This is a genomic window from Bacillus sp. AK124 (genome assembly GCF_053903085.1).
On the sequence record NZ_CP096378.1, the window covers coordinates 2,727,223 to 2,751,538 of the forward strand.

General features: G+C 44.6%; 29 protein-coding genes and 1 pseudogene. 7 read left to right on the plus strand and 23 right to left on the minus strand.

Annotation, left to right across the window (positions count from 1 at the left end; translation table 11 throughout):
• Positions 1 to 8 precede the first annotated feature (8 nt).
• Entirely contained in the window at positions 9 to 1,022 is a 1,014-nt protein-coding gene (locus tag M1E06_RS13640) for a molybdopterin-synthase adenylyltransferase MoeB (protein ID WP_023857284.1), read from the minus strand.
• A gap of 105 nt (positions 1,023 to 1,127) precedes the next feature.
• Entirely contained in the window at positions 1,128 to 1,715 is a 588-nt protein-coding gene (gene mobA, locus M1E06_RS13645; RefSeq protein ID WP_023857285.1) for a molybdenum cofactor guanylyltransferase, read from the minus strand.
• Between the two features lie 152 nt (positions 1,716 to 1,867).
• On the opposite strand from mobA, the gene M1E06_RS13650 reads away from it, so the two are divergent.
• Positions 1,868 to 2,824 carry a coiled-coil domain-containing protein gene (locus M1E06_RS13650; RefSeq protein ID WP_023857286.1) on the plus strand — a complete coding sequence of 319 codons (957 nt, stop codon included), beginning with the start codon at positions 1,868 to 1,870 and terminating at the stop codon, positions 2,822 to 2,824.
• Positions 2,825 to 2,968: 144 nt separating this feature from the next.
• Here M1E06_RS13650 and rok read toward each other — a convergent pair whose 3' ends face one another.
• The 18 genes from rok to fadH all read right to left on the minus strand — a co-directional run bounded on the left by rok (position 2,969) and on the right by fadH (position 15,969).
• Positions 2,969 to 3,556 (minus strand): transcriptional regulator Rok, encoded by a 588-nt coding sequence (gene rok / locus M1E06_RS13655; RefSeq protein ID WP_020451209.1) that lies wholly within the window; start codon positions 3,554 to 3,556, stop codon positions 2,969 to 2,971.
• Positions 3,557 to 4,102: 546 nt separating this feature from the next.
• On the minus strand, positions 4,103 to 4,561 hold the full coding sequence (locus M1E06_RS13660) for a redoxin domain-containing protein (protein ID WP_020451208.1): 459 nt from the start codon (positions 4,559 to 4,561) through the stop codon (positions 4,103 to 4,105).
• A gap of 89 nt (positions 4,562 to 4,650) precedes the next feature.
• A complete protein-coding gene (gene ahpA / locus M1E06_RS13665; RefSeq protein WP_020451207.1) occupies positions 4,651 to 5,193 on the minus strand; it encodes a biofilm-specific peroxidase AhpA in 543 nt (180 codons plus the stop codon).
• Between the two features lie 295 nt (positions 5,194 to 5,488).
• Complete coding sequence (locus M1E06_RS13670) at positions 5,489 to 5,734, minus strand: YkuS family protein (protein WP_003181323.1); 246 nt, start codon at positions 5,732 to 5,734, stop codon at positions 5,489 to 5,491.
• A 62-nt stretch (positions 5,735 to 5,796) separates the two neighbouring features.
• The gene (locus tag M1E06_RS13675; protein WP_020451206.1) at positions 5,797 to 6,921 is read right to left on the minus strand and encodes an N-acetyldiaminopimelate deacetylase; all 1,125 of its coding nucleotides are present in this window, start codon (positions 6,919 to 6,921) and stop codon (positions 5,797 to 5,799) included.
• A 69-nt stretch (positions 6,922 to 6,990) separates the two neighbouring features.
• Entirely contained in the window at positions 6,991 to 7,701 is a 711-nt protein-coding gene (dapD, locus tag M1E06_RS13680; protein ID WP_020451205.1) for a 2,3,4,5-tetrahydropyridine-2,6-dicarboxylate N-acetyltransferase, read from the minus strand.
• A gap of 106 nt (positions 7,702 to 7,807) precedes the next feature.
• On the minus strand, positions 7,808 to 8,260 hold the full coding sequence (locus tag M1E06_RS13685) for a flavodoxin (protein ID WP_456270548.1): 453 nt from the start codon (positions 8,258 to 8,260) through the stop codon (positions 7,808 to 7,810).
• A 29-nt stretch (positions 8,261 to 8,289) separates the two neighbouring features.
• Positions 8,290 to 9,183 (minus strand): WD40/YVTN/BNR-like repeat-containing protein, encoded by an 894-nt coding sequence (locus M1E06_RS13690; protein WP_023857288.1) that lies wholly within the window; start codon positions 9,181 to 9,183, stop codon positions 8,290 to 8,292.
• Entirely contained in the window at positions 9,173 to 9,652 is a 480-nt protein-coding gene (locus tag M1E06_RS13695) for a flavodoxin (RefSeq protein ID WP_020451202.1), read from the minus strand. The genes M1E06_RS13690 and M1E06_RS13695 overlap by 11 nt, the downstream gene beginning before the upstream one ends.
• A 130-nt stretch (positions 9,653 to 9,782) precedes the next feature.
• Positions 9,783 to 10,658 carry a LysR family transcriptional regulator gene (locus M1E06_RS13700; RefSeq protein ID WP_023857289.1) on the minus strand — a complete coding sequence of 292 codons (876 nt, stop codon included), beginning with the start codon at positions 10,656 to 10,658 and terminating at the stop codon, positions 9,783 to 9,785.
• Positions 10,659 to 10,800: 142 nt separating this feature from the next.
• Positions 10,801 to 11,244, minus strand: coding sequence for a cyclic-di-AMP-binding protein CbpB (gene cbpB / locus M1E06_RS13705; RefSeq protein WP_020451200.1), 444 nt, complete (start codon positions 11,242 to 11,244; stop codon positions 10,801 to 10,803).
• A 180-nt stretch (positions 11,245 to 11,424) separates the two neighbouring features.
• The gene (gene abbA, locus M1E06_RS13710; protein WP_003181305.1) at positions 11,425 to 11,604 is read right to left on the minus strand and encodes an antirepressor AbbA; all 180 of its coding nucleotides are present in this window, start codon (positions 11,602 to 11,604) and stop codon (positions 11,425 to 11,427) included.
• A gap of 138 nt (positions 11,605 to 11,742) precedes the next feature.
• Entirely contained in the window at positions 11,743 to 12,261 is a 519-nt protein-coding gene (locus tag M1E06_RS13715; RefSeq protein ID WP_020451199.1) for a ribonuclease H-like YkuK family protein, read from the minus strand.
• Positions 12,262 to 12,318: 57 nt separating this feature from the next.
• Positions 12,319 to 12,468 carry a hypothetical protein gene (locus M1E06_RS13720; protein ID WP_020451198.1) on the minus strand — a complete coding sequence of 50 codons (150 nt, stop codon included), beginning with the start codon at positions 12,466 to 12,468 and terminating at the stop codon, positions 12,319 to 12,321.
• Positions 12,469 to 12,479: 11 nt separating this feature from the next.
• Entirely contained in the window at positions 12,480 to 12,722 is a 243-nt protein-coding gene (locus tag M1E06_RS13725; protein ID WP_003181299.1) for a YkuJ family protein, read from the minus strand.
• A gap of 457 nt (positions 12,723 to 13,179) precedes the next feature.
• Complete coding sequence (locus tag M1E06_RS13730) at positions 13,180 to 13,806, minus strand: DUF3993 domain-containing protein (protein WP_020451197.1); 627 nt, start codon at positions 13,804 to 13,806, stop codon at positions 13,180 to 13,182.
• Between the two features lie 109 nt (positions 13,807 to 13,915).
• On the minus strand, positions 13,916 to 15,136 hold the full coding sequence (locus M1E06_RS13735) for an EAL domain-containing protein (RefSeq protein ID WP_020451196.1): 1,221 nt from the start codon (positions 15,134 to 15,136) through the stop codon (positions 13,916 to 13,918).
• A gap of 68 nt (positions 15,137 to 15,204) precedes the next feature.
• Positions 15,205 to 15,969 carry a 2,4-dienoyl-CoA reductase gene (fadH, locus tag M1E06_RS13740; RefSeq protein WP_020451195.1) on the minus strand — a complete coding sequence of 255 codons (765 nt, stop codon included), beginning with the start codon at positions 15,967 to 15,969 and terminating at the stop codon, positions 15,205 to 15,207.
• A 146-nt stretch (positions 15,970 to 16,115) separates the two neighbouring features.
• On the opposite strand from fadH, the gene M1E06_RS13745 reads away from it, so the two are divergent.
• The 4 genes from M1E06_RS13745 (at position 16,116) to M1E06_RS13760 (ending at position 19,641) form a co-directional block, all read left to right on the plus strand.
• Positions 16,116 to 16,973 (plus strand): metallophosphoesterase, encoded by an 858-nt coding sequence (locus tag M1E06_RS13745; protein WP_023857290.1) that lies wholly within the window; start codon positions 16,116 to 16,118, stop codon positions 16,971 to 16,973.
• 177 nt (positions 16,974 to 17,150) lie between these two features.
• Positions 17,151 to 17,648, plus strand: coding sequence for a L,D-transpeptidase family protein (locus M1E06_RS13750; RefSeq protein WP_020451193.1), 498 nt, complete (start codon positions 17,151 to 17,153; stop codon positions 17,646 to 17,648).
• A gap of 88 nt (positions 17,649 to 17,736) precedes the next feature.
• Positions 17,737 to 19,038, plus strand: a complete 1,302-nt coding sequence (locus M1E06_RS13755; RefSeq protein WP_020451192.1) for an MFS transporter — start codon at positions 17,737 to 17,739, stop codon at positions 19,036 to 19,038.
• Positions 19,039 to 19,179: 141 nt separating this feature from the next.
• The gene (locus M1E06_RS13760) at positions 19,180 to 19,641 is read left to right on the plus strand and encodes a YkyB family protein (protein ID WP_020451191.1); all 462 of its coding nucleotides are present in this window, start codon (positions 19,180 to 19,182) and stop codon (positions 19,639 to 19,641) included.
• Positions 19,642 to 19,669: 28 nt separating this feature from the next.
• Here the strand turns inward: M1E06_RS13760 and M1E06_RS13765 are convergent, their stop codons facing one another.
• The 3 genes from M1E06_RS13765 to M1E06_RS13775 all read right to left on the minus strand — a co-directional run bounded on the left by M1E06_RS13765 (position 19,670) and on the right by M1E06_RS13775 (position 22,601).
• Positions 19,670 to 20,587 (minus strand): chemotaxis protein, encoded by a 918-nt coding sequence (locus tag M1E06_RS13765; protein WP_020451190.1) that lies wholly within the window; start codon positions 20,585 to 20,587, stop codon positions 19,670 to 19,672.
• 73 nt (positions 20,588 to 20,660) lie between these two features.
• On the minus strand, positions 20,661 to 21,980 hold the full coding sequence (locus M1E06_RS13770) for an MFS transporter (protein ID WP_020451189.1): 1,320 nt from the start codon (positions 21,978 to 21,980) through the stop codon (positions 20,661 to 20,663).
• A gap of 96 nt (positions 21,981 to 22,076) precedes the next feature.
• On the minus strand, positions 22,077 to 22,601 hold the full coding sequence (locus tag M1E06_RS13775; RefSeq protein WP_020451188.1) for an RDD family protein: 525 nt from the start codon (positions 22,599 to 22,601) through the stop codon (positions 22,077 to 22,079).
• A 171-nt stretch (positions 22,602 to 22,772) separates the two neighbouring features.
• Here M1E06_RS13775 and M1E06_RS13780 point away from each other — a divergent pair, with 171 nt between their 5' ends.
• The gene (locus M1E06_RS13780; protein WP_165583461.1) at positions 22,773 to 22,931 is read left to right on the plus strand and encodes a hypothetical protein; all 159 of its coding nucleotides are present in this window, start codon (positions 22,773 to 22,775) and stop codon (positions 22,929 to 22,931) included.
• A 191-nt stretch (positions 22,932 to 23,122) separates the two neighbouring features.
• Positions 23,123 to 24,303: pseudogene (locus M1E06_RS13785) on the plus strand (aminotransferase A); the annotation flags it as partial.
• Between the last annotated feature and the right edge of the window lie 13 nt (positions 24,304 to 24,316).

The window sequence follows — 24,316 nt, forward strand, 5'->3', positions numbered from 1 at the left end:
TCCTGTTGTTACATTCCGATGACTCTCGCCAATATGGAGTTGGCTTCTTTTATATCATTTGTGCCGTGAACAAGGGCTCTTCCATCGTTAAATATGACGATTCTGAATGTCTCGTATTGTACATGCAGCAAATAATCATTCGCATCCACTTTTCCGATGCCCGAAAGTTTTTTCATGAGTTCCTCTTTAGGCAGCCGTTTTAACATATCGCTGCGAATTTGGACGGTCTCTCTTCCGCACAGAACGTCGGCTTTTTTTTGGCCCATGTTGCTGAGAAAAGGAAAAACCGGCGTTTCTCCGCACGAAGGACATGTCTCATTGCGGCCGATCTCCATTCGGAAGTGGGTGTTCGCCCATAAATCAAACGTGACAAAAGCGGTTTCAAGCGCATCTTGGTTGTCCGTTAAGATTTTTAGAATTTCAGCTTGTTGATAAGCCGACACCATTTGAACGGCCGGCGAAATAATCCCCGACGTGTCGCATGTAGCCCCGCCAATCGGAACATCTTCAAACAGGCAGGCAAGGCACGGCGTTTTTTTAGGAATAATCGTCATATACATGCCCTGACTGCTGACACAAGCGCCGTAAACCCACGGAGTGCCCGTCTCTTGGGCAAGGTCATTGATGATCATGCGGGTCTCAAAGTTATCCGTTGCATCGATGACAGCATCCGCTTCTTTGATCAGCGGTCTGAGTGTTTCCACGGTGCCGTCGGCAACATATGTACGAAGCTCAACATCGCGATTGATCTGGGAAAGACGTTCTTTTGCGGCTGCCGCTTTCGGAAGCCTTTCCTCCGCGTCTTTCTCTGTATAGAGCTGCTGCCTTTGCAGGTTGCTCCATTCCACATAATCGCGGTCTATAATAGACAGTGTACCGATGCCTGCGCGCACAAGCCCCTCGGCAGCCGACGTGCCGAGCGCCCCGGCTCCGACGATCAAAACATGGCTCTGCCTGATTCTGTCCTGACCCGCCTGTCCGATGTTTTGATATCTGATTTGTCTTGAATACCGTTCATGCATCAGGATGATCCCCTTTACTTCCTTTTCTATATCATATCATTTTTCCGTCCGCTTTTTTTTGAAAAACACTTTCCGAAAAACCCTTGCAATCTATAATAAAATATTTCATCCCGGAAAGAACGGTTCTATTTTATCTAAATCCGACTTTTTATTGACATTTATAAATTCCCACGGCTCTGCCCCGACCCTATCAGCTTCAATATACTTGACGCGGATGCGGTCGAGGAAACTGCTGATCTTCAGCTCGTTCTGCTGAAGCTGTTCGAGGAGGACGGATTTCACCCTTCTGCTGTAGACAGCAACAAGCGGCTGCGCCCTTCCGTCTGCGACCGGCACGACGGCGTCATCCGCCGGGGTCATCTGCCGTTTTAAAGCCGATATGGTCTCCTGCCGGACAAGCGGGGTATCACAGGCCGAAAAAATATAGCATTCCCCTTCCGCCCGAACCATGGCTGTGTACATACCTGCAAGCGGCCCTCTCCCACTGAACGGTTCGATATCTTCCAGCACCGCTTTTTCCCCGAGTTCTTTAAACCGCTCCGTCAGCCCCGGACGGCTCAATATCAGGACATCGCCTCCCAGCGCATGTTTGCACCATTGATAAAGCGGCTTGCCTTGCCAGCGGGCAAACGCTTTCGGTTCCCCAAAACGGCGTGAAAGGCCTCCCGATAATATGACATGTATTTCTTTCATGCAGCTCAACCTTCCTTCGCGTGTTTCTGCCTGCGAACATCATAGCAAAATTTTAGAAATCCGAACAAGTCTGTAAAATCTCTTTTTCAAAAGGCATGCCGTGTTTCATTTATGCATATTGTAGTTGTAACATTAATAGGGGGCTGGTCACCATGAAAAAAACAACGGGTTCGCTGCCTTATTTTCATGATTTATCACAGGAAAACCTTTTTTTAAAAGCGGAGCTGGCAAGGTCACATCAATTGATCCACGAGCTTGAAGCAAGCTATTTTCATCAAAAAAATCATAAGCTCAGCCAGGAAAACGCAGCGCTGAAGCAGCAGCTTCAGCAGCTGTCAATCGAACTGGAGCGGATTTCGGCAAACAAGGAAGACGAGTCGGCCGAAACGCTCAACCGGATAAAAAGCGAACTGCTGGGTAAAATCGTTGTTCTTCAGGAGCTCCTTCAAAAAGAAACCTATGCAAGAAAACAAGAGATAGAAGAAAAGCACCGCCTTCATTTAACAAATGTAAAAGCCGAAGAAGAGAAAAAAAGCTTACATAGCCAAATAGAATATGAAAAGCTTCATGCGGAAAAAGAAAAAACGCTGAGGGAAAAAAAGGAGCATGAGCTCGAAAACGCTGCACACGAAAATGCCCGCCTGAAAGACGAACTTCATGCTAAAGGTCTTCAGCTCAAACAAATCGAAACAGATGTTGCGGTATTAAAAGAGCGGGTGACAGAAACGAAAAACCGCCTTTTGGAGGCTGAAAAAACAAAAGAAGCGCTGTTTTACGAAACGATTTTATCCTATAAAAGGCAGCTCGATGAAAGTGATAAGTGGATCGCTTCTCATTTTGCCGATATTGATACATCTCAGCAGACGGAGAAGGCGCTTGAACAAAACGAAGAGCTTTTTGAACGGTCAGAGCAGATCGAGGCGGTACTTCAAACAGTTACGGAGCAAGTCGATCAGCTCCAACAGCAATTGAGCGTCATCAAACAAAATGACACGAAAATGGATCAGAAAATAACTGAATGGAAAAAGCAGACGAAAGAAGAAACAACCCCGCAAAAATGGGTCTATCAAATTAAACGCAAAGACAAAGAAACAAAACCTTTAAATTGAATACCACTTTAAGGAATAATTTGGATTTTATAAAAAACCGCTTGAGTCGATTGTCTCAAGCAGTTGATTAGGGCGGCGGCGTATATAGCGGCCGCCTTGGTGTTCCTCAAAATGGAAACGCTATCTGGAAAAGCAAGGGTTTGACTATTGCTGCTCTGTCTCGGTAGAAATCTCACCCTCTAATATATATTGACCGCGGTATGGTTTTTTGACTTCCGGGTACATTTTAATCAGGCTTTGCATAAAGGTTGTCATATTAGGGATCTCAAGTCCGCTCTCTTTTTCGATTTCTTTTTGAAGTTCGGAGCTTTTGATGGCCGCATTATGGCGTTTTAATGTTTTAATCGCCGCTTCACGCAGTTTTGCAGCTTTTGAGCCTGGACGTGCTGTACCCCTTCTGCGCCTTGTCGTTCCATCTGGAATTCCGGCAGGCAGTGAGGAGGTTTGCGGAGAAGTCTGCTGCTGGTTCTTTTGAGATGCTTGCGGCTGCTGCTGTTGTTGCTGATAGCTCTTCATCTCCTGCGCAGCTAATTCAGCTAAAACAGGGAGAGATTCCGTTTTACGCTCCGGGCGAAAATCTTTTTTTGTATCATTAAAGCTGGATGGACGATCCAATTCACGCAGCTTTGCATATATATTATCCCGCTCAATTTGATACTCCCTAATCACCTTAACCTCAGCCTCATTCAGCTGCTCCAATCTTAAACGCAATGCTTCCCTCTCGTTAAACATACCGTTTATACCCTCCTATCAGAATAAATAAACCTTCCAATAAAAATATTAGATTACCAAACTAATTTTATCAACTATTTTTTCGTTTTTCTACTGTTGCTTTCCGTTAAGAAAATAGAACTAAATTTCCGGAAAACTTGAAGCCTGAGGAGTTTTCGAAGCATTTCGGCCTACTCTAAACCCATTGTCGAAAAATGGTAAATAATGAAGGAACATAGAAAATTACTTTTCAACGAAACATAATTTAGGAATAGACTCTACTGTTTAATCGTGATGGAAAGTGTGAAATATCAATGATTAATCCGGCTTATAAATCCAGAATATTCAAAATTACCAGATCTCACTTGTCGAATTCGCAGTTTGTTGTGTACAGGGAAAGTCAGAAATACTCCTGAAACAAAAACAGGACATAAGACTCATCAAGTAAAATAAACAGTGTCTAATGATCCATTTGTCGAAAGGGGCGGATAGAGGAAATTTTTTTGCTTTTTTTGCAATGAGGAGCCGAATAAACAAAAAACCCCATGAAAACGGGGCTTTTCATCTTTATTCAGCAGACTGTTCTGTTTCGGCAAGAACACGGTTTACACGTTTTTCGAGCATTTTCATCCCGCTTCCTCCAGCTTGAAAATGGCGAAGCTGGCCTGTTTTATCAAAAACGTAATAAGCCGGAACATATTCATTTTCGAAAGCGTCAGTCAGCTTATGGTCGCTGTCAACAAAAACAGGCTGAGTAATATCATGTTCAGCGGCAACCTCTTTGATTTTATTCAAGTCTAAATCGTCTTCTGAACGCGGCATATGCACGGCCACCACGTTTAGTTTATCGCTGTAGCGGTCGCGGAACTCATTGACTTGCGGCATTGCCTCTTTGCACAAGTGGCAGCTGATCGACCAAAAATGAATTAATGTCGGCTTTTCTCCGATAAGCTGCTCTTTTGTCACTTCTCCGTTTAACCACTCTTTTGCGCCGGTCAGTTCCGGCATCGGCTGGCGTAATTTCATGATTTTTCCTCCATTGTCATTTTTGTCGATTAAAAAGGTCTAACAAATGTTAGACCTTTCCAATCTGATTTCTAATTTGAGAATAAAAATTAAAGAGTTGCTTGACCCGGTTTCCAGTTTGCAGGGCAAAGACCGCCTGTTTGCAGCGCTTGAAGCACGCGCAATGTTTCGTCTACATCACGGCCGATGTTGTTATGGAACACTGTTTGATATTGAAGTTCGCCTTCCGGATTAATGATGAACAATCCGCGAAGCGCCACACCTTCTTCTTCAATCAGTACGCCGTATTCACGGGATACTTCATGGTTTGTGTCGGCAGCAAGCGGGTATTTCAGCTGGCCGAGACCATTTTCTTTGCGGTCTGTGTTAATCCATGCCAAGTGAGTGTGGATGGTGTCAGTTGAAACGCCGATTACTTCTGCATCAAGGTCTTCAAACTCGTCATAGCGGTCAGACATTGCTGTAATTTCTGTCGGGCACACGAAAGTAAAGTCCATAGGATAGAAGAATAGAACCGTCCACTTATCATTCTTCATGTTTTCTTCAAGGCTTACTTTTCCAAATTCTTTGTTTGCAAGAACCGCTTCCATTTCAAAGCGCGGCGCTTGTTTACCTACCATGCGTTCTGCCATTTTATGTATCCCTCCAATTGTGATTTTTGGGTTCTGCTACCCATATCAAAATGAGAATTTAAATATTAAATTCTCATTTAGTTAATAACATCACATACATAATTCATTATAATACTTACCATATTTTTAGTCAATATTAATTGATAATAAATTTAAATTAGCGGTTGTTCTTTTTTTAAGCCTTTAAAAAAAGTGTAACATGCCTCCGGATGATGAAACAACCGTTTAACACCCGACAGCCGTTTTTTTGGAAAAACAAGTTAAAACCGAAGCTGGAACTTCGGTTTTATGTTTATTACTGAAGTTTTTGCTCAACCTGCTGACAGATTTCATCGGCAGTTAAACCAGTCGCCTGAATGACAGATGCTCCGGTCATCGTATCTGAAATCCCGAGCATGTCAGTGTCCAGACCAGTGACAACACAGCAGTCGCAGCCTTTTGCATCGTCTTCGGTTTTCATCGTTACAACCTCATACCCTTTTTCCTTCAAAGCAGCCTCGACATCAGAAAGAGATTGTTCGATTCCGATTTTTTTCGACATGAAGAAACACCTCCACCAATTAAGATGCCACGTTTGCTGATTTTTTATACCAGCCGCTTGTTCTAATTGGCTTTGGAAGAGAAATAAGCCGTCATAACGCGGACTGCCGTCTCAAGCGCTTCCTCTTTCGGCTGCAGTTTGGCATGGTGGAGTCCGTAAGGTGAATCGACGCCGAGCCAAAACATGAAGCCCGGATACTTTTTCAGCATATAGCCGAAGTCCTCTCCTGTCATCGCTTCTTTTGAACGGATGACCTCTGCAAGGCCGTTTTCAGAAACGAACTTCATAAAGTCTTCAACTAAACCGCTTGAATTATAGACCTGATAATATGCTGCCGGATAGCTGACTTTACCGATGCATTGATAAGCCGTTTCCAGGCCGCTCACCATCGCCTCGATCCTTTTCTTCACCTGTTCCATTGATCCCGGGGACAGCGTCCTGATCGTCCCTTCAAGCCTTGCTTGCTGAGCGATAATGTTTTGTGCTGATCCGCCTGTAATCGTCCCGATGGTAATGACAGCACTGTCCAGCGGATCGACATTCCTGGCTACGATCGACTGCATTTGCGTAACGAGCGAACTGGCGGCGACCACCATATCTTCTGCAAGGTGGGGATATGCGGCATGCCCGCCCTTTCCTTCAAGTTCGATTACAAGCTCTGACGTATTGGCAAAGAGCAGCCCGCTTTTCGTTCCGATCGTTCCGACCGGGAGCTCAGGCGCGATGTGCAGCGCTGTGATCATGCTCGGCTCCCACTTTTTAAACAAATCGCTTTCAAGCATCGGTTCAGCGCCGCCCGGCCCTTCTTCAGCAGGCTGGAACAAAAACAACAGATCTTGTTTAACCGGGTTGCGGACGAAATGATCGATGATGCCGAGGGCAATCGTCATATGAAAATCATGCCCGCACGCATGCATCCGGTTCTGATGTATGGAAGAAAAAGAATATCCGGTATCTTCCCGAATCGAGAGCCCGTCCATATCCGCCCTGTAAGCCAAAATCTGTTCAGGGGCTGTCCCTTTAACCTTTACAAACAGTCCGGTTCTCCACTTTTCGATTTCAATCCGGTCTTCCGGATGCTTTAGTAAGTGGTTCAAAAGATAAGCCTGTGTCTTATATTCCTGAAAACCGAGTTCAGGAATTTGGTGCAGATCTCTGCGAATCGCTGCTAATTCGTCCAATTTCATCTTTCTAACCTCCCCGGCGATACGAAAATGCGTGGATTGTCACATCCACGCACTTTTCGCCGCCGCTTCTTAAAGCTGACGCAATTCCTGTTTGATTTCTGTTTTGCCTTTTGTTTTTTCATCGATGTCTTTGATTTTTTTCGCAGGCGTTCCGGCAACTACTGTGTAAGGTGCCACATCTTCCACAACGATTGCGCCGGCAGCAACGACGGCTCCTTTTCCGACAGTCACACCTTCAAGTACGACGGCGTTTGCACCGATGACGACATCGTCTTCAATAACGACAGGTTTTGCTGAAGGGGGCTCAATGACACCGGCAAGCACGGAACCCGCTCCAATGTGGCAGTTTTTGCCGACGGTAGCTCGTCCGCCCAGCACGACATTCATATCGATCATCGTTCCTTCGCCGATTACAGAGCCGATGTTGATGGAAGCTCCCATCATGATAACGGCGTTGTCGCCGATTTCCACTTGATCGCGGATGATCGCACCCGGCTCGATTCGCGCTTTAATATTTTTCAAATCGAGCGTTGGGATCGCCGAATTGCGGCGGTCGTTTTCGACAACATAGTCTTCAATTTTACCTTTGTTTGCTTCGAGCACAGCTTGAATCTCCGCCCATTCACCGAATACTACCCCAGTATGCCCTGTAATAAAAGGCTTGGCTGAAGCGCCGAAGTCAATTCCTTCAAGGTCGCCTTTCACATACACTTTAACAGGTGTTGATTTCTTACTATTTTGAATAAATGAGATAATCTCATTTGCATCCATCATTTTCATTATGTAAGTCCTCCTTCTCTTTTTCTCCTCATTACTGTATCAAAGGAAAGATTTAAAAACAAGAAAAAAAGGAAAGGGGGCGTCCCGTTTCCTTTTTTAGCAAATGTCATGCCGGCACTTCACATTTCTTTGCAAAATCCCTGCCGAATTGAAGCAGCATGCCTTCTTCTTCATCTTCCGGATTCATTTCGATTTTGACGGACGGAAGCACCGTGTCTCCGCCAAGCTCTTTGATTTTGTCCTCAAGTATGTCGACGGCACCGCAAAAATGCTCGTAAGAAGTATCTCCGGACCCGAAAACGGCAAACATCTTATCTGTGAAATCCATCCCTTCCATATCATCGTAAATATCCAAAAACTCATCCGGGAGATCCCCGTCGCCCCATGTATAAGCGCCAAATATCATATACTGATAATCGTTAAAGAGCGCCGCATCTACATCCATCGCTTCATGGCGGTCAACTTCGGCCCCGCCCTCAAGAAGGCCTTTCTCGATTAAATCGGCCATTGCTTCTGTATTTCCAGACATGCTTGCATAAACCAGCAAAACTTTCCCCATCGTTATTCCTCCTATAAAACGCTATAAAATCAGTGGGCTGCAGCAGGCTGTTCATAAGGCCTGACAAATTTGCATTCATAAAGACCCGCGCAAAAGAAGTTCTCCTTTTGATTGGCGACTCTGAATCCATGCCCTTTAATCGTGTCAAACCATTTCAGCTCTCTTTCAAAGAAATCAAGCCGGTAGATTCTTGAAAATCCGTCTCGGTCTTGAGCCGATGTGACATAGATGATTCCGTTGTCTTCGGACACATCCAGGAATGATTCTTCATTTTCAACAAGGCCCTGCCTGATTTGTATTTCATCATTCGTGTGGATGTTGACCAAATTGACGGCACCGTGATTTCCTTTTTTGGATCCCATCGCACAAACCAGCCATTCGCCTTCAAATGCGATCATCGAGGCGGTCATGCGGCCGGTTTCTTTTTTGATCAAACAAGCCGATTCTGCTGCCAAATCGTATGCCCAAACACCGCCGTGCACTTCATGAATCTGCGTTCCGATGTAAAGGCGCTCCTCATGGAGGCACAGAGAGCGGATAACGGGCGGATGACTCAAACCGGAAAACGGCTTGACGATTTTCCATGAGACGCCGAAATCCTCTGATATGTAAATGCAATGCTTCCCATGGGCACAAACAAAGCCGTCCGTTGTCCCTGTGATCGACCAAATCGTAGCGTTTGTCGGAAAGCTTGAGATTGACCAGGTTGCTCCTTGGTCAGACGATCTGATAATCGTTCCCCTCTCCCCTGCGCCGAATAAATAATCGCCGATATAGGTGATGGAACATATTTTGCTTTTTAATTGAAAGAGCTTTGTCCAGCCTTGCTCAAGTGAGTAGTGAAAAATCCCTTCCCGCTTGATGGCGACAAAGTAACCGGAATGCTTTGCCGAAGCGACGGCCGTCGCACCTTTATGAAACATGGGTCTCAGCCTGCCGCTTTTCGTGTTCTGCCCATCTTATAAAACCTTCGGCAAATTCCTTGCAGCACTCGGCATCTTCATCCGTTTCGGGGGCAAGTTCTATTTTCAAGGTCTCTCGATAAAGGTCGGCGCCGGTTCGTTCTAGCATGCTGTAAAACGTGTTGACCGCTTCGCAAAAGCGGGGGTATGCATAGTCGCCGGATCCGAAGCATGCCGCTTTCTTTCCTTTAAGGTCAAGCGAAGAGACCTCGTCGTAAAACGATTCCGCTTCATAAGGAAGATCCCCGTCTCCCCATGTGTAGGTGCCGATTAAAAGAAGATCGTATTCAGCCAATGAATCGGCATCGACATCATCCATTTCCTGAATTGCGACATCAAAACCGTTCTCCTTCAATGTATCTTTGATGATCATCGCGATATCCTCCGTGTTGCCGGACATGCTGGCATATGCAATTAATGCTTTAGACAACAGAATCACCTCTGAAATTGATAATGATTTTCATTATTATATAGATACACTTTAAATGATAATGATTATCAATGTCAATAAATCGCACAAAAAAAGCAGCCCTCTTTTTTGAGTCCTGCCTTTCTGATGTTTATTCAGTTGCCGTACATTCTTTCACAACCTCTACAAACGCCTGTACTTGCTTCAGTTGGAAAGCCGGCTCATAACCGAGCAGCCACGTATCTCTGCCGATTGCTTTTCCTTTAGCGTCAAGCAGCGGGATTTGATGAACATGGCTCCCGCTTCCGTGAAGCGTCACAGATGGAAGGATCGCATAGCCGATTCCGTGGAAAGCCATCTGTTTGCATGTTTCAATTTGGTCGACAATAATGGTCTGCTTTGGCGACGTTTTAAACTTTTGATGCCACCAGTGCTGAATTTCCTGATAGTACGTGCTGTCGCTTTTGAACTGGATGAACGGCCGTTCCGTTTTGGCAATGTCCTCAATGTTACGGATCTCTGTATCGACAAGGTACAATTCGTCCCGCATCAAGTAATGCTTCGGTCCTTTCCATTCCGGGTTTCCTCTGATAATGCCGACATGAACATGGTCTTCGTAGAGGCTTTTCAGCATTTCGCTGCTCCATCCGGTCACGAGCGAAATTTTCACGTTTGGATATTGTTTGACATAGGTTTTCAGAACGTTGGGAAGCCAATGCTGCCCAATGATCGAAGCGGCCGCCAATTTGAGCGTACCGTGAATCTCGCCCTCCAACTCATCGATATTCTCTCTCACTTTTTCCTGTTCCAATGTCACATCTTTTGCGAACTGGATGATTTTTTCTCCGGCAGACGTAACCGTCAGCCCTTTTTGCGATCTCAAAAAAATTTTCGTTCCCCATGATTTCTCAATGGTCTGCAGGCGTTGGGACAAAGCCGGCTGGGAAACAAACAGGCGTTCAGCCGCTTTCCGCATATTTAATTCTTCCGCCAGAACGACAAGCATGTGGAGCTCTTGAAGCTGCATGGACATTCCTCATTCCAATAAGTTTTTCTTATCATACATTTAATCAAACGGCTGTTTTTTAATCAAGCGGAAAGTCAGGCTTCGGAGAATGTGCGGAGGGTTTGGTGGAGCGCTGCAAATAAAAAATAGGCCGCTGCCGCGCCTATTTATTCAACGTTCTCAAATGCTTATTCAGCTGTTTTAACACGACACGCCTTGTAAATATGCCTTCGAAAACCTGCTCTTCATTTTCGACACATACAAACGCGTTGTTGATGACCAGTCCGAATCCTTTTAAGATCGGGTCGTCAATTTTCAAGCGTGGGATGTCTGTCAGCATGACTTCTTCAACATGAATCTTGTCAAGCTTCTCAAATTCGATTCGTTCCAAGCCGAAGATTTTATCCATGATCATATTCGTTCCGATTAATCCGTGCAAACGGAAAGAAGCATCAAGTACAGGGATCGCGGTATATCCGGTTTTCGTCAACACGAGAAGGGCATGTTCCAGATTATTTCCGACTTGAACATGGGCTACTTTATCAGCATCGATCATAAACTGACCTACTGTCGTTTCAAGAAGTTCATCTGATTGCATACTAATCATGATTTTTCGACTCCTTTTCAGCTTTAATCCATCAACGCATATTTTCCCTATACTACAATAATATAAACGATATCAATATTTGTCGAAAACTTTCCTTTCTTCCAAGGTCAGTTTATCATTCCATATCCTTTTAGGAAACAAAAAAGATACTCTAATGAGTATCAATTGATATAATCTGACCTAATTTTCAGACCGGACACGGTCGTATAAGGTAACCAGTTTTTTATATGTCAGGCTATCCACATTTTTTGTACCCGTTTCTATATCATTGATCTCACTGCTTAGTAGCTCTACGGCATACTCATGGTCCAAAAGTACGTTCAGCAACAGTTTTCTCTCTTCTTCTGAAAAGCGTTCCATTCTTAACCAGCCCCCTAATTGATTTAGCTAGAGTCAGAAACAATATGTTCTCTCTAGTTTCTATAGGGCTAGAATATGAAATTGCAATTCAAACGTCAACCGCACATTTCGACATCTGTTCGATTTTCTTTCAAACAATTATTTTGTGTACCGGTTTGCATAGCTTGAAGCTGTATAGGAGTCAGGTTTAATTTTGGCACAGATTCCCATGGAGGTGATCCGGCCCGTCATTTCCTGGATTAAATCCTTTGTCATTCCTTTTTTTCCGATATCCAAATGAACTTCAAGGGTTAAATCTGCTCCCTCGTCTGTAAACGGAAGAAGCAGATCCATAATTTCATTAAAGTAATCATTTAAAAGATATGCGGCAATCTCTTGGCTGTAAGCTGTTTCAAGCGATATTTTCTCCCTGAGGCTATGTATCGGTCTGTTGACAACCGTGTTTTTCAGACAGCCCCACGCTCCTTTGCCCTTGCGGTGCAAATGGATAGCCGTGATAAACTTTGTGCAGTTCTGATGTATTTGCGAGTCTGTTCCGACGGACAGCAGATAGCTTGCCCGCGGATCTTGGCGTATGAACGCCTTCAGTCTCCCGATCACTTCAGGAAATGTCATTTGATCTTCAGAAAGATTATAAAAAAGAAAAGAATCAGCCATTGGAATGCCCCTTTTCATTTTTGATCTGCACCGAAGATGGAACGATTCGTCTGTCTGCTATCCTTTTTTGGTCGGTATATTTTTCAAGCTGAACCCGCAGCTGTCACATCTGTAAATTACATTCTGATTGGACTGGGCTGTCAGCACTTGATCCATATGCTCGGTTGTTTTGCAATTCGGACAAATAACGCTTGGAAAAGCTTTCATGCCATATCCTCCTATTGCTGAAGCAGTTCAAAGATTTCGATTGAAATCATATCGATGTTGTCAAACGGAAATGTGGTAGGCTTATCGCCTTTTTGATAAACTGTCAGCTCAAATGTTTGGTTTTTTTCAAAATATTTTACGCTGCAAATTTTTTCTCCGTTTACTTCAAAATTGCGCTGCGTCGGTTCTCCGGCAGCCTCCGCAGTCTCCTGCAGGCTCTGCAGTCTCGTGATGATACCCATTAATTGTGACATTCTAAAAAAGACTCCTTTCAAAAAAACAACTTCAGGATCAACAAGTATTAATTATAATACAAGTTCTACACGCATCATACCACAAAGTATCAGCCGATGACATTTTTCCTTTCTGATCATGAAAAAGAAAAACCGCTTTTCATAGTTTGAGTTTTCTTTTTTCATGTCATACATGAAAAATATTTTTTTGACTGCAGAGGAGCCTTTTTAACCACCAATTTAGATTTATGGGGCAACAGGATTGTCTTATTCCTGTCCCACACCTAAAGCCCAAAAATCCCGCAGCCATTTGCAATGCAGGATTCCACGCAAATAAAAAACTTGGCGGGGGCAGCGCCAAGTTTTTTAAAACCTTGATCTGATAGAGGGGTTGGGGAACAGAGAGGTTCATCTCTCTATAATTAAATGATAATGATTATCAGTATCATTGTCAATGAATTTTTTAAAAATTCTTTTTCTAGCTGAAAAGTTCGGCCAATGTCCAGTTAACATCGATGACAAACAGCGGGAATACAGCGTGGTCTTCTTTCTTGTTATCCGCAAAATTCGAGTTTGTTTCTTTCTCATCCGGTTGTTCGGCCATCATGTCTTCTCCAGCCGGTTTTGTATCAGATTGGCCGATAGCCGTTACTTTGAAGCTGCCGCCGATATTCTTTAGCGTCACCGTCTGATAATTTTTTTGATATGAAACAGGACCGCGGTCTTGATCTCCAACACATTCGTATACGGTATAGCTTCCGTCTTTCACCGCCACTTTTGTGTTTTCATCATAGCTGAAGAAAGGGATTGCAACTTCCGGCGCGTCTGTCCCGTAAAAAATCCACCCCGCTTGTTCGGGGAAGGCGTTCGCCTCCACGTACTTCGCTGCCATGGCGTGTTCCATATAAGGTTCCAAGAGGGATATCATGTCTTTTTTCGTTCTTTCCTTTTCGGTCAGCTGAAAATGGACGTCGGATACGGATTGAAGGGTCTCAAATAACGACGCTCTTGTCGGTTTTTCTCCGGCTTCGGCAAAATCCGCACAGAGGAATACAAAAGCCGCAGTCAATAGTCCGCACAGTAAGGATGACCAAACGTTCTTCATATGATCCGCCCCTTTTTTAGCATATATATTCACATTTTCCTTTATATACGCAAAACAAACCTCTCGGGATTCATTTTTTCGAAAAGAAAAAGCGGCGAAAGGCCGCCGCTTAAATTAATCCGTCTTGTTCGTATAAATATGAGTAGGACAGGTCAATGAACAGATACAATTCTTCATCCATCGGATAGGAAAATGTTCTGATCATTTCCCCCGTTTCGATATCGCTGTACAAATCGCTGAAAAACCCTTTTCTCATCGTTCTCATCCTCATGATATTCTCGAGAAAATAAGGGCGCCAGCTCCAGTTTTTGCCGATGTACTCAGGCTGAAATATCCATGCTCCATCATGTTTAAACACGTTTTTCGTCAGCTGAATCCCGTCTTCATCGCACATGTAAATTCTAAAGCTGCAATCGGTCAGTTCTTTTCCGAGATTGAAGAGAAACTCATCGTCTGACTGAGCTGTTTTCTTTAGCGATGTGACAAGCTGATGAATCCGTTTGTAAAACTGCTCAGAGTGGTCGTACAAAATGGTTAGCTTCTTCTTCTCATGTGTGATAAATTGGTGAAACTCGGCATGCAGCCGGTCCTTTAATACATTCCGTTCGATAAATTCATCCTTCGGCACTTCAAGATACTGCCCCTGAAAATACCGGCCTCCGTTTCTCCATGCGTATTGCAGCTGAAAGCTCGCCTCAATATCCTCGTAAAGCAATGCGGCGCCGATTTTTCTGGCAAGGAGTGATATGCTGTAAAGCACATATTCATAGGATGGCGAAGGAGAAGACAGCTTGAGCGGCTGAAGGTCGATCTTTAACAGATCAGGGGAAAGAAGAGCGATTCTGTCGAGGTTGCTGCTTTCCTTTCCGATATTATCAACAGCGACTTTAATTCCGTATGTACGGTAATAGGTCAGCAAATGATGCAGCTGTTCAATATCCCCTTCAAACTTTTGCTCCGTGATTTCGATAACGAAACGGTTGAGCTCGAGCCCTTTATCCTGATATTCCATCAACAGGTCGAGGAACGATTCACCGTGATCCATCATCAGCACATTTGCATCTTGATTGACGAAGATGAGCAGGTCGCGCCCGCTCTCCAAAAAATGATCAAGCGCCTGGCGAATCACCTTGAGATCAACCTCTTTCTTGTATTCTTCAGGAATTGTCGGATCAGAAAAAAACGGCCCGAGACTCTTCACTTCAGATTCTACCTTGATACGCCCCAGCACTTCATAGCCGATCACCTTTTGTTCTTCAGCACTGAAGATCGGCTGATAGTATGGAATAACATCTTCAATGTTCGTTAAAATATCGAGTGGATCCAACATGGCATATCACCTGCTTCTAATCTTTGTCTGATTATACCATACTGGCCCGCACCTTTGAATTTGAAATCTTAAAACGGACGGGGATTCAGCCATTGGCCGCCGTCCATCGTCACACACTCCCCGTTGACATATCCCGCCTGTTCAGAAAGCAAAAATGCGGCGAGTCCCGCGATTTCTTCAGGAGTTCCCAGCCTGTTGAGCGGAACGCTTTTGATTGTCGCGTGCGCGGCTTCTTCCGATTCAAACAATTTTTCGGCACCGCCCGTCCTCTCGATCGGACCGGGCGCGATGGCATTGCATCTGATCCCGTATGCACTTCCCCACTCGACGGCAAGCGTCCTCGTCAGCGACAGGACACCTGCTTTTGCCGCCGCGGAATGAACGACACCGGCACCCGCGCCCCATGCATATGTCGCGACCATATTTAAAATCTGGCCGCGTTTTTTTTCCTTGATCCAGTAGCGGCCGGCTGCCTGGCTGCAATAAAATGTGCCGTTCAGCACGATATCGATGACCGCCTTCCAGCCGTTGACCGACAGTTTTTCAGCAGGGCAGATAAAGTTCCCTGCGGCATTGTTAACCAAAGCGTCGATCGTACCAAAGCGTCCTGCCGTCTCTGTGATCATCTGTTCCACATCTTCAACAGACCTGACATCCATCCGGCATATAGCCACCTGCCCCGTAAATGTTTCAATTTCTTCTTTGGCCGCTTCAAGCGTTTCTTGCGTTCTGCCTGTAATCATCACATTCCAGCCTTCTTCGACTTGCTTTTTGGCGATCGCTTTTCCCATTCCGCTCGACCCGCCGGTCACGATTACAACTTTTCTGTCCATATCCATCCCCCTTGTTTATGAATGAGTATTCATTCAATTCATAGTTTATCATATAAGTTAAAAAAAATTAACAAAACACGCGGACTGTCCTAAAATGGCTTTTCTGGATGATATAATGTAGAGATTCTATTAAAGGTTGGTTGCTTATGAAAAATCCGTCCAGAAGACAATTTTTAAAAGGCTTCTTAGGCCTTGCTGCAGCAGGGCTCTTTACCGCTGCCGGCGGCTTGGGCTATGCGCGCTATCTCGAGCCGCACATGCTTGAAACAAACTTGATTCCCATTCGGCATCGTCTCATTCCTAAAGGGTTTGACCAGTTTCGGATCGTTCAGTTCAGCGACACCCACTTAAGCGAATACTTTACAGCAGACGAGCTTTCAAATGTTGTCAGCCAAGTGAACGCCCTTTCCCCGGACCTTATCGTATTCAGCGGGGATTTAATAGATAAACCGCATCGCTACCGGGAACACGAGCATGCTGTCAACGCCTTAAAAAAGCTTTCAGCCCCCTATGGAAAGCTTGCCATATTCGGAAACCATGATCACGGCGGCTATGGAACAAAAGTCTATCAGACGCTCATGGCATCGGCCGGTTTTCAGGTGCTGCGAAACGACTTCATGAAGCTTGAATTGATAGACGGAAGCGTAATAGAGATCGCGTCACTCGATGATTTGATGCTCGGCAGCCCCGACTATGAAGGCATCCTGTCAAAACTGAGTAAAAAAGCCTTCTCGATTTTGCTCGTCCATGAGCCAGACGCTGCTTTAACGGCAAAACAATACCCCGTCAATTTGCAAATATCCGGACACACCCACGGCGGACAAATTCAGATTCCCGTATTTGGTCCTTTAATCACGCCTCCGTACGGAGAAATTTATACGGAAGGGATGTATGAAACAGCTGGAATGAAAATCTATGTCAATCGAGGAATCGGCACGACCAGGCTGCCGCTCCGCTTTTTGTCAAAGCCTGAAATCACCGTGTTCCAGCTTGAATCCACTTAATCCTTAACCGGCCTTTTGGCTCAAAATGAAAGGCATCTGCATACATTAAGTAAAAGCATTCCCGCTCATTTCATCCAATCCTCATTAAAAAAACGAAACTTCCCCAGCCTCTTTCCGTCTATATATTAGCAGCGGAAAAGGCTCTCTTTTCGTTTTGAAAAGGAGATGTGCTGATTATTGCTGATGTACCAAGTAAAATCTGGAGAAACTCTGGAAAGCATCGCCGCCGATTTCAGAATGACCCGGCAGGCTTTGCTGCAGGCGAATCCGGGCTTAAACGGCGGCCAAGTGTCCGCAGGCCAATCGATTATCATTCCCGGCATTAGAAACCCGGACACAATCCCTTACCGGATTGTCGTGTCTCTCAGCGGGAGAACGCTCAGATTATATGAGCAAAACAGACTTGTAAAAACATATCCGATTGCCGTCGGAAAAATCCTCACACAGACGCCGAGAGGCGAATTTGTCATTGTCAACCGGCAGCCAAATCCGGGCGGCCCGTTCGGCGCCTACTGGCTGAGCCTCTCAAAACAGCACTACGGCATCCATGGCACGAATAACCCGGCGTCAATTGGCAAAGCTGTTTCAAGGGGATGTATCCGCATGCACAATCAGGATGTTCTGGAACTTGCTTCTATCGTACCCAACGGAACCCGAGTGTCCATTACACCTTAGACCAGTACATTTCCAGACAAATGCAATTTGAACAATACAACATCTTGTATTAAGATATAATGGGACCTTTAGGGTAAGGAGCGTATATATGGATCTTTTTAAAAATCGTAATTTCGTCCGACTTTTTTTCGCAGCTTTCGCTTCTCAAATGGGAACGACAGTCGGAAACATGGCTTTCGCTTTTTTCTTGCTCGACCGGTTCAGCAGCCAGCCGGCCTACACGACAATCGCCGAGCTGATGTATTCCTTGCCGACGGTTTTTGTATTCTTTATCGTCGGGGTGGTCGCTGACCGTTTTGACCGCAAGAAAGTCGCGGAAAACTGTGATTGGATCAGAGCGGGATTGACTGTCGTTCTTTTCTTTGTACTGTATCTTCAGATCATACCGCTTGTGTTTTTAGTTCTATTTATCAGAAGCGCGGTTACAAAATTTTTCTACCCGGCCGAAGCAAGTTTGGTCCAGGCCATTTTAAGAAAGGATCAGTATGCAAAGGCAGCCGGACTGAACCAGATGCTTTTCAGCCTGTTTCTATTGTTCGGCGTAGGAATTGGAGCTTTTATGTACAAGACGATCGGCCTGCATGGTGCTATCGCTCTTGATTTTGTGAGCTTTATCGTATCCGGCTTTTTAATCCGTTCCTGCGATATTCCGCTAGAAGCGCGGCAGCCGAACGGGCAAAAAGGCTGGAAAAACATGACCGTCAAAGATTCGATGCACGATTTTAAGGAAGGCATCGTTTATATATTAAAAAATAAATTGCTTGCCTCTCTCGTATTCGGATATTTTATCTTCGGACTTGTCAGCGGGGGACTTTCGGTTCTGCCGATGTTTAAAATGAAGTATGAGCTGTCCCCTGACAGTTATGAGTGGCACACATCCCTCTTTACAATCGTACTGGGTATCGGACTTTTGACAGGGATTGCCGTCGCCGCTCTGCTTGAAAAAAAAGTGAAGCCGGCATACATGATGTCAGTCCCGATTTTTATTGCGGGTGCCTTTATCATTTTGCTTGGCTTTACAGATCAATTGCCCGTATATTACTCGGCTGCGTTTCTTGCCGGGATATGCATCGGACCGATCAACACAGCGCTTGGCGGCTGGATTCCCAAAATCGTCCACCCAAGGCTGATGGGAAGAGTCAGCGGGTGGACCGATCCGCTGACAATGATGGCGCAATCCTCAGCGCTTGGCGTGATCGCTGTTTTATTCCCGGGAATCATCGCCGATGTGGATTATATATATTACGGTTTGGCGGGAATTATTCTGCTGGCGGCGATGTACTATTTTATCGTCCTGCCTAAATTAAGCGCCGAGAACGCGGAAATCGACGTTCAAGCGGCGCTGAAGAGACAAAAAAATACAAAAGCAAAAATGAACTCTGTTTTATAAAGATGAAAACGCGCGATTCCTTAAAAAATCGCGCGTTTTTTCTATGAGATATTTGCATTTTCTGTTCTATTTCGTATAATTTAGACATAAGCCTTGCAACTTTAGGAGGTGATCTAGAAACGAATGGATAGGAGAGAAAAAATGGACGACCATAATCATACGAAAGAATTAAAACCGACAGTTGAAAACCTTTCAAAAGCGATTTATACAGTTAATCGCCATGCAAAAACCGCGACTAATCCCAAATACCTGTATCTTCTGAAAAAGAAAGCTTTGCAAAAGCTGCTTAATGAAGGAAAGGGTAAAAAGGTAGGCCTTCACTTTTCGAAAAATCCAAGATTCAGCCAGCAGCAGTCAGATGTGCTGATTTCTCTCGGAGACTACTTTTTTCACATGCCTCCAACAAAAGAAGACTTCGCAAGCCTTCCACACTTAGGTACATTAAATCATTCGTATCGGAACCCTAAAGCTCATATGTCCTTGAATATAGCGAAACAGCTTCTTCAAAACTACACGGGAATTAAGGAAAAACCGCTCGTCACAAACCGGAAGCGCCCTGCCTCAAAGCCCGTCTTCAAGAAGCTTGGCGAAAGCTATTTTTAATAAAAAAAGCCTCAAAAAGAGGCTTTTTTTAGTTCTTGAAAATATATTTATCAAGCTTTTCGATCAGTTCGTTGAGCTCTGGCTTGCTGATTTGTTCGTCAGCTCCGACTTGTTCCCCTTTATGGCGAAGATCGTCTGTAATCAAAGAAGAGAAAATCAAGATCGGCAGCTCCGAACTCAGCGGGTTATCTTTTAACAGCTTTGTGAGCCGGTGTCCATCCATCTGCGGCATTTCAATATCCGTGATCATGAGATCGACTTTTTCGTGAAGGGCTGTGCCGTCTTCCATCAATTGAAGCACATGTTCGTAAGCCTCTTTTCCGTTTTCAAAAGACACGATGTTGTTATACCCTGCTTCATTCAGCTTTTCCACCAAAAGCCGCAAGAGGAGCGGAGAGTCTTCGACAATCATCAGCTTTTTGTCAGTCCGTCTCTGATCAAATTTTTCATCTTTCATTTGATAAGGGTCCGTACCTGACTCAGACTCAAGATCAAAAATGATTTTTTCGTAATCAGGCAGGAAAATCATTGTGCCGTCGAGCTTAATGATGCCGGTAAGGTGACGGTCCATTCCTTGATTTAAAGCGGTCGGCTTCTCGATTTCTTCCCACGACACCCGGTGAATCTGCGAAACCGATCCAGTGTGAAAGACGATTTTCCGCTTGTTGAATTCCGTCACAATGTATTTTTCTTGATGCTCGTCCTCACCGTGTTCGACGCCGAAGAAAGAGAATAAATCAATGACGGGAAGAATTTCCCCGCGCAATGTGATCATGCCCTCCATATGCTTGTGCGAATGAGGCACTTTCGTAATGTCAACCGGCTGAATGATTTCTCTGACTTTCATGACATTTATGCCGAAAATGTTGAGACCAACTTCGAACTTCACGATTTCTAATTCATTGGTTCCCGAACTTAATAAAATTTCCTGTTGGTTTGAAGACACTGATATCCCTCTCTATCCTACTTTGTGTTTACTTTTTATATCGGCGTCTTTTGTTAAAAGTTGATGCTCTGGGTTAAGCTTTTGCCTTAACATTTTGATGAATGATCAGGCCGATCGCTGCCAATAACACTAAAGATCCGAAAGCCATTCTGCTGGCCATGTTCCCTAAATCCCTGAACAGCAAAGTAATCGATCCGTACAGGACCGGACCGAAAATGGAAGAGATTTTCCCCGACAAAGCAAACAATCCGAAAAATTCGCCTCTTTTATGCTCGGGCGTCAGTTCGATAATCAGTGTCCTTGATGCGACCCATGTGCCTCCAAGCGAGATACCGAAAAGGCTTCCCGCAATCCAAAACAAGACTGTTGACGTCGTGCATGCTCCAATCGTCAAAGCGGTGATCATAATGGCGGCGACAAGACTGACTGCGTGTTTAGCGCCGATCTTTTTTGTTACAAAGCCGAGCAAAAATGAACCGATGATGCTTGAGACCGTTGAAACAAGGTAAAGTAATACAAATTGACCGGTCGTAAAACCGATGACCGTTTTTGAATAAACCGCCATCATGGCTATTGCTGTAGCAAGCGCATCATTCAGGAAAAAGTAGGCGATCATGAACAAGAAGACCGGTTTGTACAGGCGAATGTCCTTGAACGTCTGCACGATTTCCCTGTATCCGCTGAAAAACGATTTTTTTTCTTTCGGTTCCGGTTTTCTTTTCTCTTTCGTGAAGAGCAAATACGGAAGTGAAAAAAGTAAAAACAAGAGAGCCGACGGGATGAAAGCACGGTGAAAATCCTGGTTCCCGACCAGAAGGTAAACCGTTAAGCCGGCCAAAGTACCGATATATCCGATCGCAATCCCGAATCCTGATAAGAGAGGAATTTCTTCTTTTGTACCCAAATCAGCCAAAATCGTATCATAAAACACCAAGCTTGAATGATAGAAAAACTTTGCGGTCACAAACATGACAACAACAAGGATCAAAGATAACGGAAGCCCGTATATGTCCTTCTGAAACGAAGCGCCCGCAAAAACCCCCATTAAGATGGTGCACAAAACACAAATCATCGTAAACAGACCGATGTATTTTTTCTTTCTGCCCGTCCGGTCAATCAACACCCCGAATAAAGGCGTGAAAATGACGAGCAGGAAGCTTGCGGCTGCGTTCGAATAGGAGATAAAAGTGCTTGCCACCTGATTCATGCTGGCGTTTTCGCCGACTGCCTCCTGCAAATAAAAAGGAAAAAAGATCGTCACAATGTTTGATGAAAAAATCGTGTTTGCAAAATCGTATAACGCCCAAGATAGAATCGGCAACGTCAAAAAGAGCTTGATTCCCGTTCTTTGCGCCCGCTTTACAGCTTGTTCACGTTCCGGCTGAGTATCCATCTGGATTGATGCCTCCTTATTTTTATTCCTGCCGTGAAACATTTTCCTGAACAAGACAGCACGCATTCATGCTGAAAGCGTGCTGTCTTTTACCCGTTATTTTTTTACGACAATGGTTCCTGCCAACATATCATGAAGCGCCTGGCGCCTTTCTGTGAAAAAGGCCATAATGTAGCCGACCAATAAAATCGGAGAAAGAAAGCTTTTGGCCAGAAACCTTCCGGCCGCACGGCCGAAAGAGATTCTTCCGCCTTCTGCTTTCGCCACCTGAACGTTCATGATTTTCTTGCCGAGCGTCCCTTGCCATTTGGATGATTCCATCAGCGTGTAATAAAGAAAATAAACAATAAAAGTAATACTTCCAACGATCGCTATGGTTTTGAACATGCTGATGATAAACGTAAAGATTTCCTGATCGCTCAAATACTCGGGATCAGTCTCCATCATGAGCATGATATCCGAATTTCCCAACATCAACGCCGCTGTTAAAACGTACGTGAAAATATATGCGGGAATCCCGAGAATCAATCCGTCGAGCAGGGAAGCTACAAAACGCGCGCCGATTCCGGCATACTCGCTCCTTTCAGGAGCAGTTTCGTGTTTGTCTAATTCCAATTCCAATGTGCTTTTCCTCCTAACATCTTGACTTCTATATACTACTAAGATTCGCTGAATATTATCAATACGTATCACGTTTTTTTAAAGTTAAATTAATGTACGGCTCACAAGTTTTTCATTGACTTTGACATTTATCGTGTTACAATGGTCAAGGATTTTTCAGGAAAGGTGTTTATGATGGGAACAATTGTAACGATTAAAAATCATGAAATGACCATTTTAGAAGGGGTCAGCCGTGCTGTTTACACAGAAATGCTCAAGGATGCTTCAGACAGTGAAGAACAAATATATATTTCGTGGAAAGAAGATGTTGACTTCGATTACGGCTACTAAACGAAATATAACGTAAGACAATCGTTTGATTGTCTTATTTTTCTATCTGCTGCCATCCGCATGTCCGCATACCTTGCATTGTTTTGCATATACTTGTTACGAGTTTTTATAAAATTGATTGATTAAAAGATGACAATTGGTCTGATGATGGTAAAATAAGATAAACCATAACATTTTTAAGGTGATGCTAAATGGAACATTTGCTTAATCCAAATGTAAAAGAAATCGAAATCTCAGGGATCCGCAAGTTCTCAAACCTTGTATCCCAGTACGAAAACGTAATCTCTTTAACAATCGGCCAGCCTGATTTCTTCACCCCCCACCATGTCAAACAGGCCGCCAAAAAAGCGATAGATGAGAATCAAACATCTTACACTCACAACGCCGGATATCCCGAACTGAGGCAGGCTGTACAGCTTTATATGAAGAAAAAAGCCGATTTAAATTATGAAGCGGAAAGCGAGATCATTGTGACGACCGGAGCCAGCCAGGCCATCGATTCGGCATTCCGCACGATTTTATCACCTGGCGATGAAGTCATTCTTCCGGGGCCGGTATACCCCGGATACGAGCCGATCATCAAAATGTGCGGAGCGTCTCCATTGATCATTGACACCACGTCTCACGGCTTTAAGCTGACAGCAAAATTGATCGAGGAAGCGCTGACGCCGAAGACAAAATGTGTTGTTCTTCCTTATCCGTCAAATCCGACGGGAATGACGCTGTCCGAAGAAGAGCTGAAGGACATCGCCTCCCTTTTAAAAGGTCGAAACGTCTTTGTGCTTTCGGATGAAATATACAGCGAACTCACTTTTGACAGACCGCACCACTCCATCGCGTCTGTACTAAGGGACCAGACGATCGTCATCGGCGGACTTTCCAAATCCCACAGCATGACAGGCTGGAGAATCGGATTTTTGTTCGCGCCGAAGGAAATCGCCAAACATATTTTAAAAGTCCATCAATACAACGTATCATGCGCTTCATCGATCTCTCAAAAAGCAGCTCTGGAAGCCGTCACCAACGGGTTTGATGATGCGCTGATCATGCGCGAGCAATATAAAAAACGGCTTGACTACGTGTACGACAGACTTGTGACAATGGGCCTCGATGTGATTAAACCGTCGGGAGCATTCTACATTTTCCCGTCCATCAAATCGTTTGGAATGTCTTCCTTTGATTTCTGCATGTCGCTTCTTGAGGAAGAGGGGCTTGCGATCGTGCCGGGCAGCTCGTTTTCTGAATACGGGGAAGGCTATGTGAGGATCTCTTACGCATATTCTCCTGATACGCTAAGGGAAGGTCTTGACCGGCTGGAGTCCTTTGTTTTCAATAAGAGGCAATCGATACAGACTACGTAAACAACGGCTTTTACGCCGTTGTTT

Excerpts from the sequence above, each read along its gene's own strand:
- M1E06_RS13640 (WP_023857284.1), bottom strand. The coding sequence starts at position 1,022 with ATGCATGAACGGTATTCAAGACAAATCAGATATCAAAACATCGGACAG.
- mobA (WP_023857285.1), bottom strand. The coding sequence starts at position 1,715 with ATGAAAGAAATACATGTCATATTATCGGGAGGCCTTTCACGCCGTTTT.
- M1E06_RS13650 (WP_023857286.1), top strand. The coding sequence starts at position 1,868 with ATGAAAAAAACAACGGGTTCGCTGCCTTATTTTCATGATTTATCACAG.
- rok (WP_020451209.1), bottom strand. The coding sequence starts at position 3,556 with ATGTTTAACGAGAGGGAAGCATTGCGTTTAAGATTGGAGCAGCTGAAT.
- M1E06_RS13660 (WP_020451208.1), bottom strand. The coding sequence starts at position 4,561 with ATGAAATTACGCCAGCCGATGCCGGAACTGACCGGCGCAAAAGAGTGG.
- ahpA (WP_020451207.1), bottom strand. The coding sequence starts at position 5,193 with ATGGCAGAACGCATGGTAGGTAAACAAGCGCCGCGCTTTGAAATGGAA.
- M1E06_RS13670 (WP_003181323.1), bottom strand. The coding sequence starts at position 5,734 with ATGTCGAAAAAAATCGGAATCGAACAATCTCTTTCTGATGTCGAGGCT.
- M1E06_RS13675 (WP_020451206.1), bottom strand. The coding sequence starts at position 6,921 with ATGAAATTGGACGAATTAGCAGCGATTCGCAGAGATCTGCACCAAATT.
- dapD (WP_020451205.1), bottom strand. The coding sequence starts at position 7,701 with ATGAAAATGATGGATGCAAATGAGATTATCTCATTTATTCAAAATAGT.
- M1E06_RS13685 (WP_456270548.1), bottom strand. The coding sequence starts at position 8,260 with ATGGGGAAAGTTTTGCTGGTTTATGCAAGCATGTCTGGAAATACAGAA.
- M1E06_RS13690 (WP_023857288.1), bottom strand. The coding sequence starts at position 9,183 with ATGTTTCATAAAGGTGCGACGGCCGTCGCTTCGGCAAAGCATTCCGGT.
- M1E06_RS13700 (WP_023857289.1), bottom strand. The coding sequence starts at position 10,658 with ATGCAGCTTCAAGAGCTCCACATGCTTGTCGTTCTGGCGGAAGAATTA.
- cbpB (WP_020451200.1), bottom strand. The coding sequence starts at position 11,244 with ATGATTAGTATGCAATCAGATGAACTTCTTGAAACGACAGTAGGTCAG.
- abbA (WP_003181305.1), bottom strand. The coding sequence starts at position 11,604 with ATGGAACGCTTTTCAGAAGAAGAGAGAAAACTGTTGCTGAACGTACTT.
- M1E06_RS13715 (WP_020451199.1), bottom strand. The coding sequence starts at position 12,261 with ATGGCTGATTCTTTTCTTTTTTATAATCTTTCTGAAGATCAAATGACA.
- M1E06_RS13720 (WP_020451198.1), bottom strand. The coding sequence starts at position 12,468 with ATGAAAGCTTTTCCAAGCGTTATTTGTCCGAATTGCAAAACAACCGAG.
- M1E06_RS13725 (WP_003181299.1), bottom strand. The coding sequence starts at position 12,722 with ATGTCACAATTAATGGGTATCATCACGAGACTGCAGAGCCTGCAGGAG.
- M1E06_RS13730 (WP_020451197.1), bottom strand. The coding sequence starts at position 13,806 with ATGAAGAACGTTTGGTCATCCTTACTGTGCGGACTATTGACTGCGGCT.
- M1E06_RS13735 (WP_020451196.1), bottom strand. The coding sequence starts at position 15,136 with ATGTTGGATCCACTCGATATTTTAACGAACATTGAAGATGTTATTCCA.
- fadH (WP_020451195.1), bottom strand. The coding sequence starts at position 15,969 with ATGGACAGAAAAGTTGTAATCGTGACCGGCGGGTCGAGCGGAATGGGA.
- M1E06_RS13745 (WP_023857290.1), top strand. The coding sequence starts at position 16,116 with ATGAAAAATCCGTCCAGAAGACAATTTTTAAAAGGCTTCTTAGGCCTT.
- M1E06_RS13755 (WP_020451192.1), top strand. The coding sequence starts at position 17,737 with ATGGATCTTTTTAAAAATCGTAATTTCGTCCGACTTTTTTTCGCAGCT.
- M1E06_RS13760 (WP_020451191.1), top strand. The coding sequence starts at position 19,180 with ATGGACGACCATAATCATACGAAAGAATTAAAACCGACAGTTGAAAAC.
- M1E06_RS13770 (WP_020451189.1), bottom strand. The coding sequence starts at position 21,980 with ATGGATACTCAGCCGGAACGTGAACAAGCTGTAAAGCGGGCGCAAAGA.
- M1E06_RS13780 (WP_165583461.1), top strand. The coding sequence starts at position 22,773 with ATGATGGGAACAATTGTAACGATTAAAAATCATGAAATGACCATTTTA.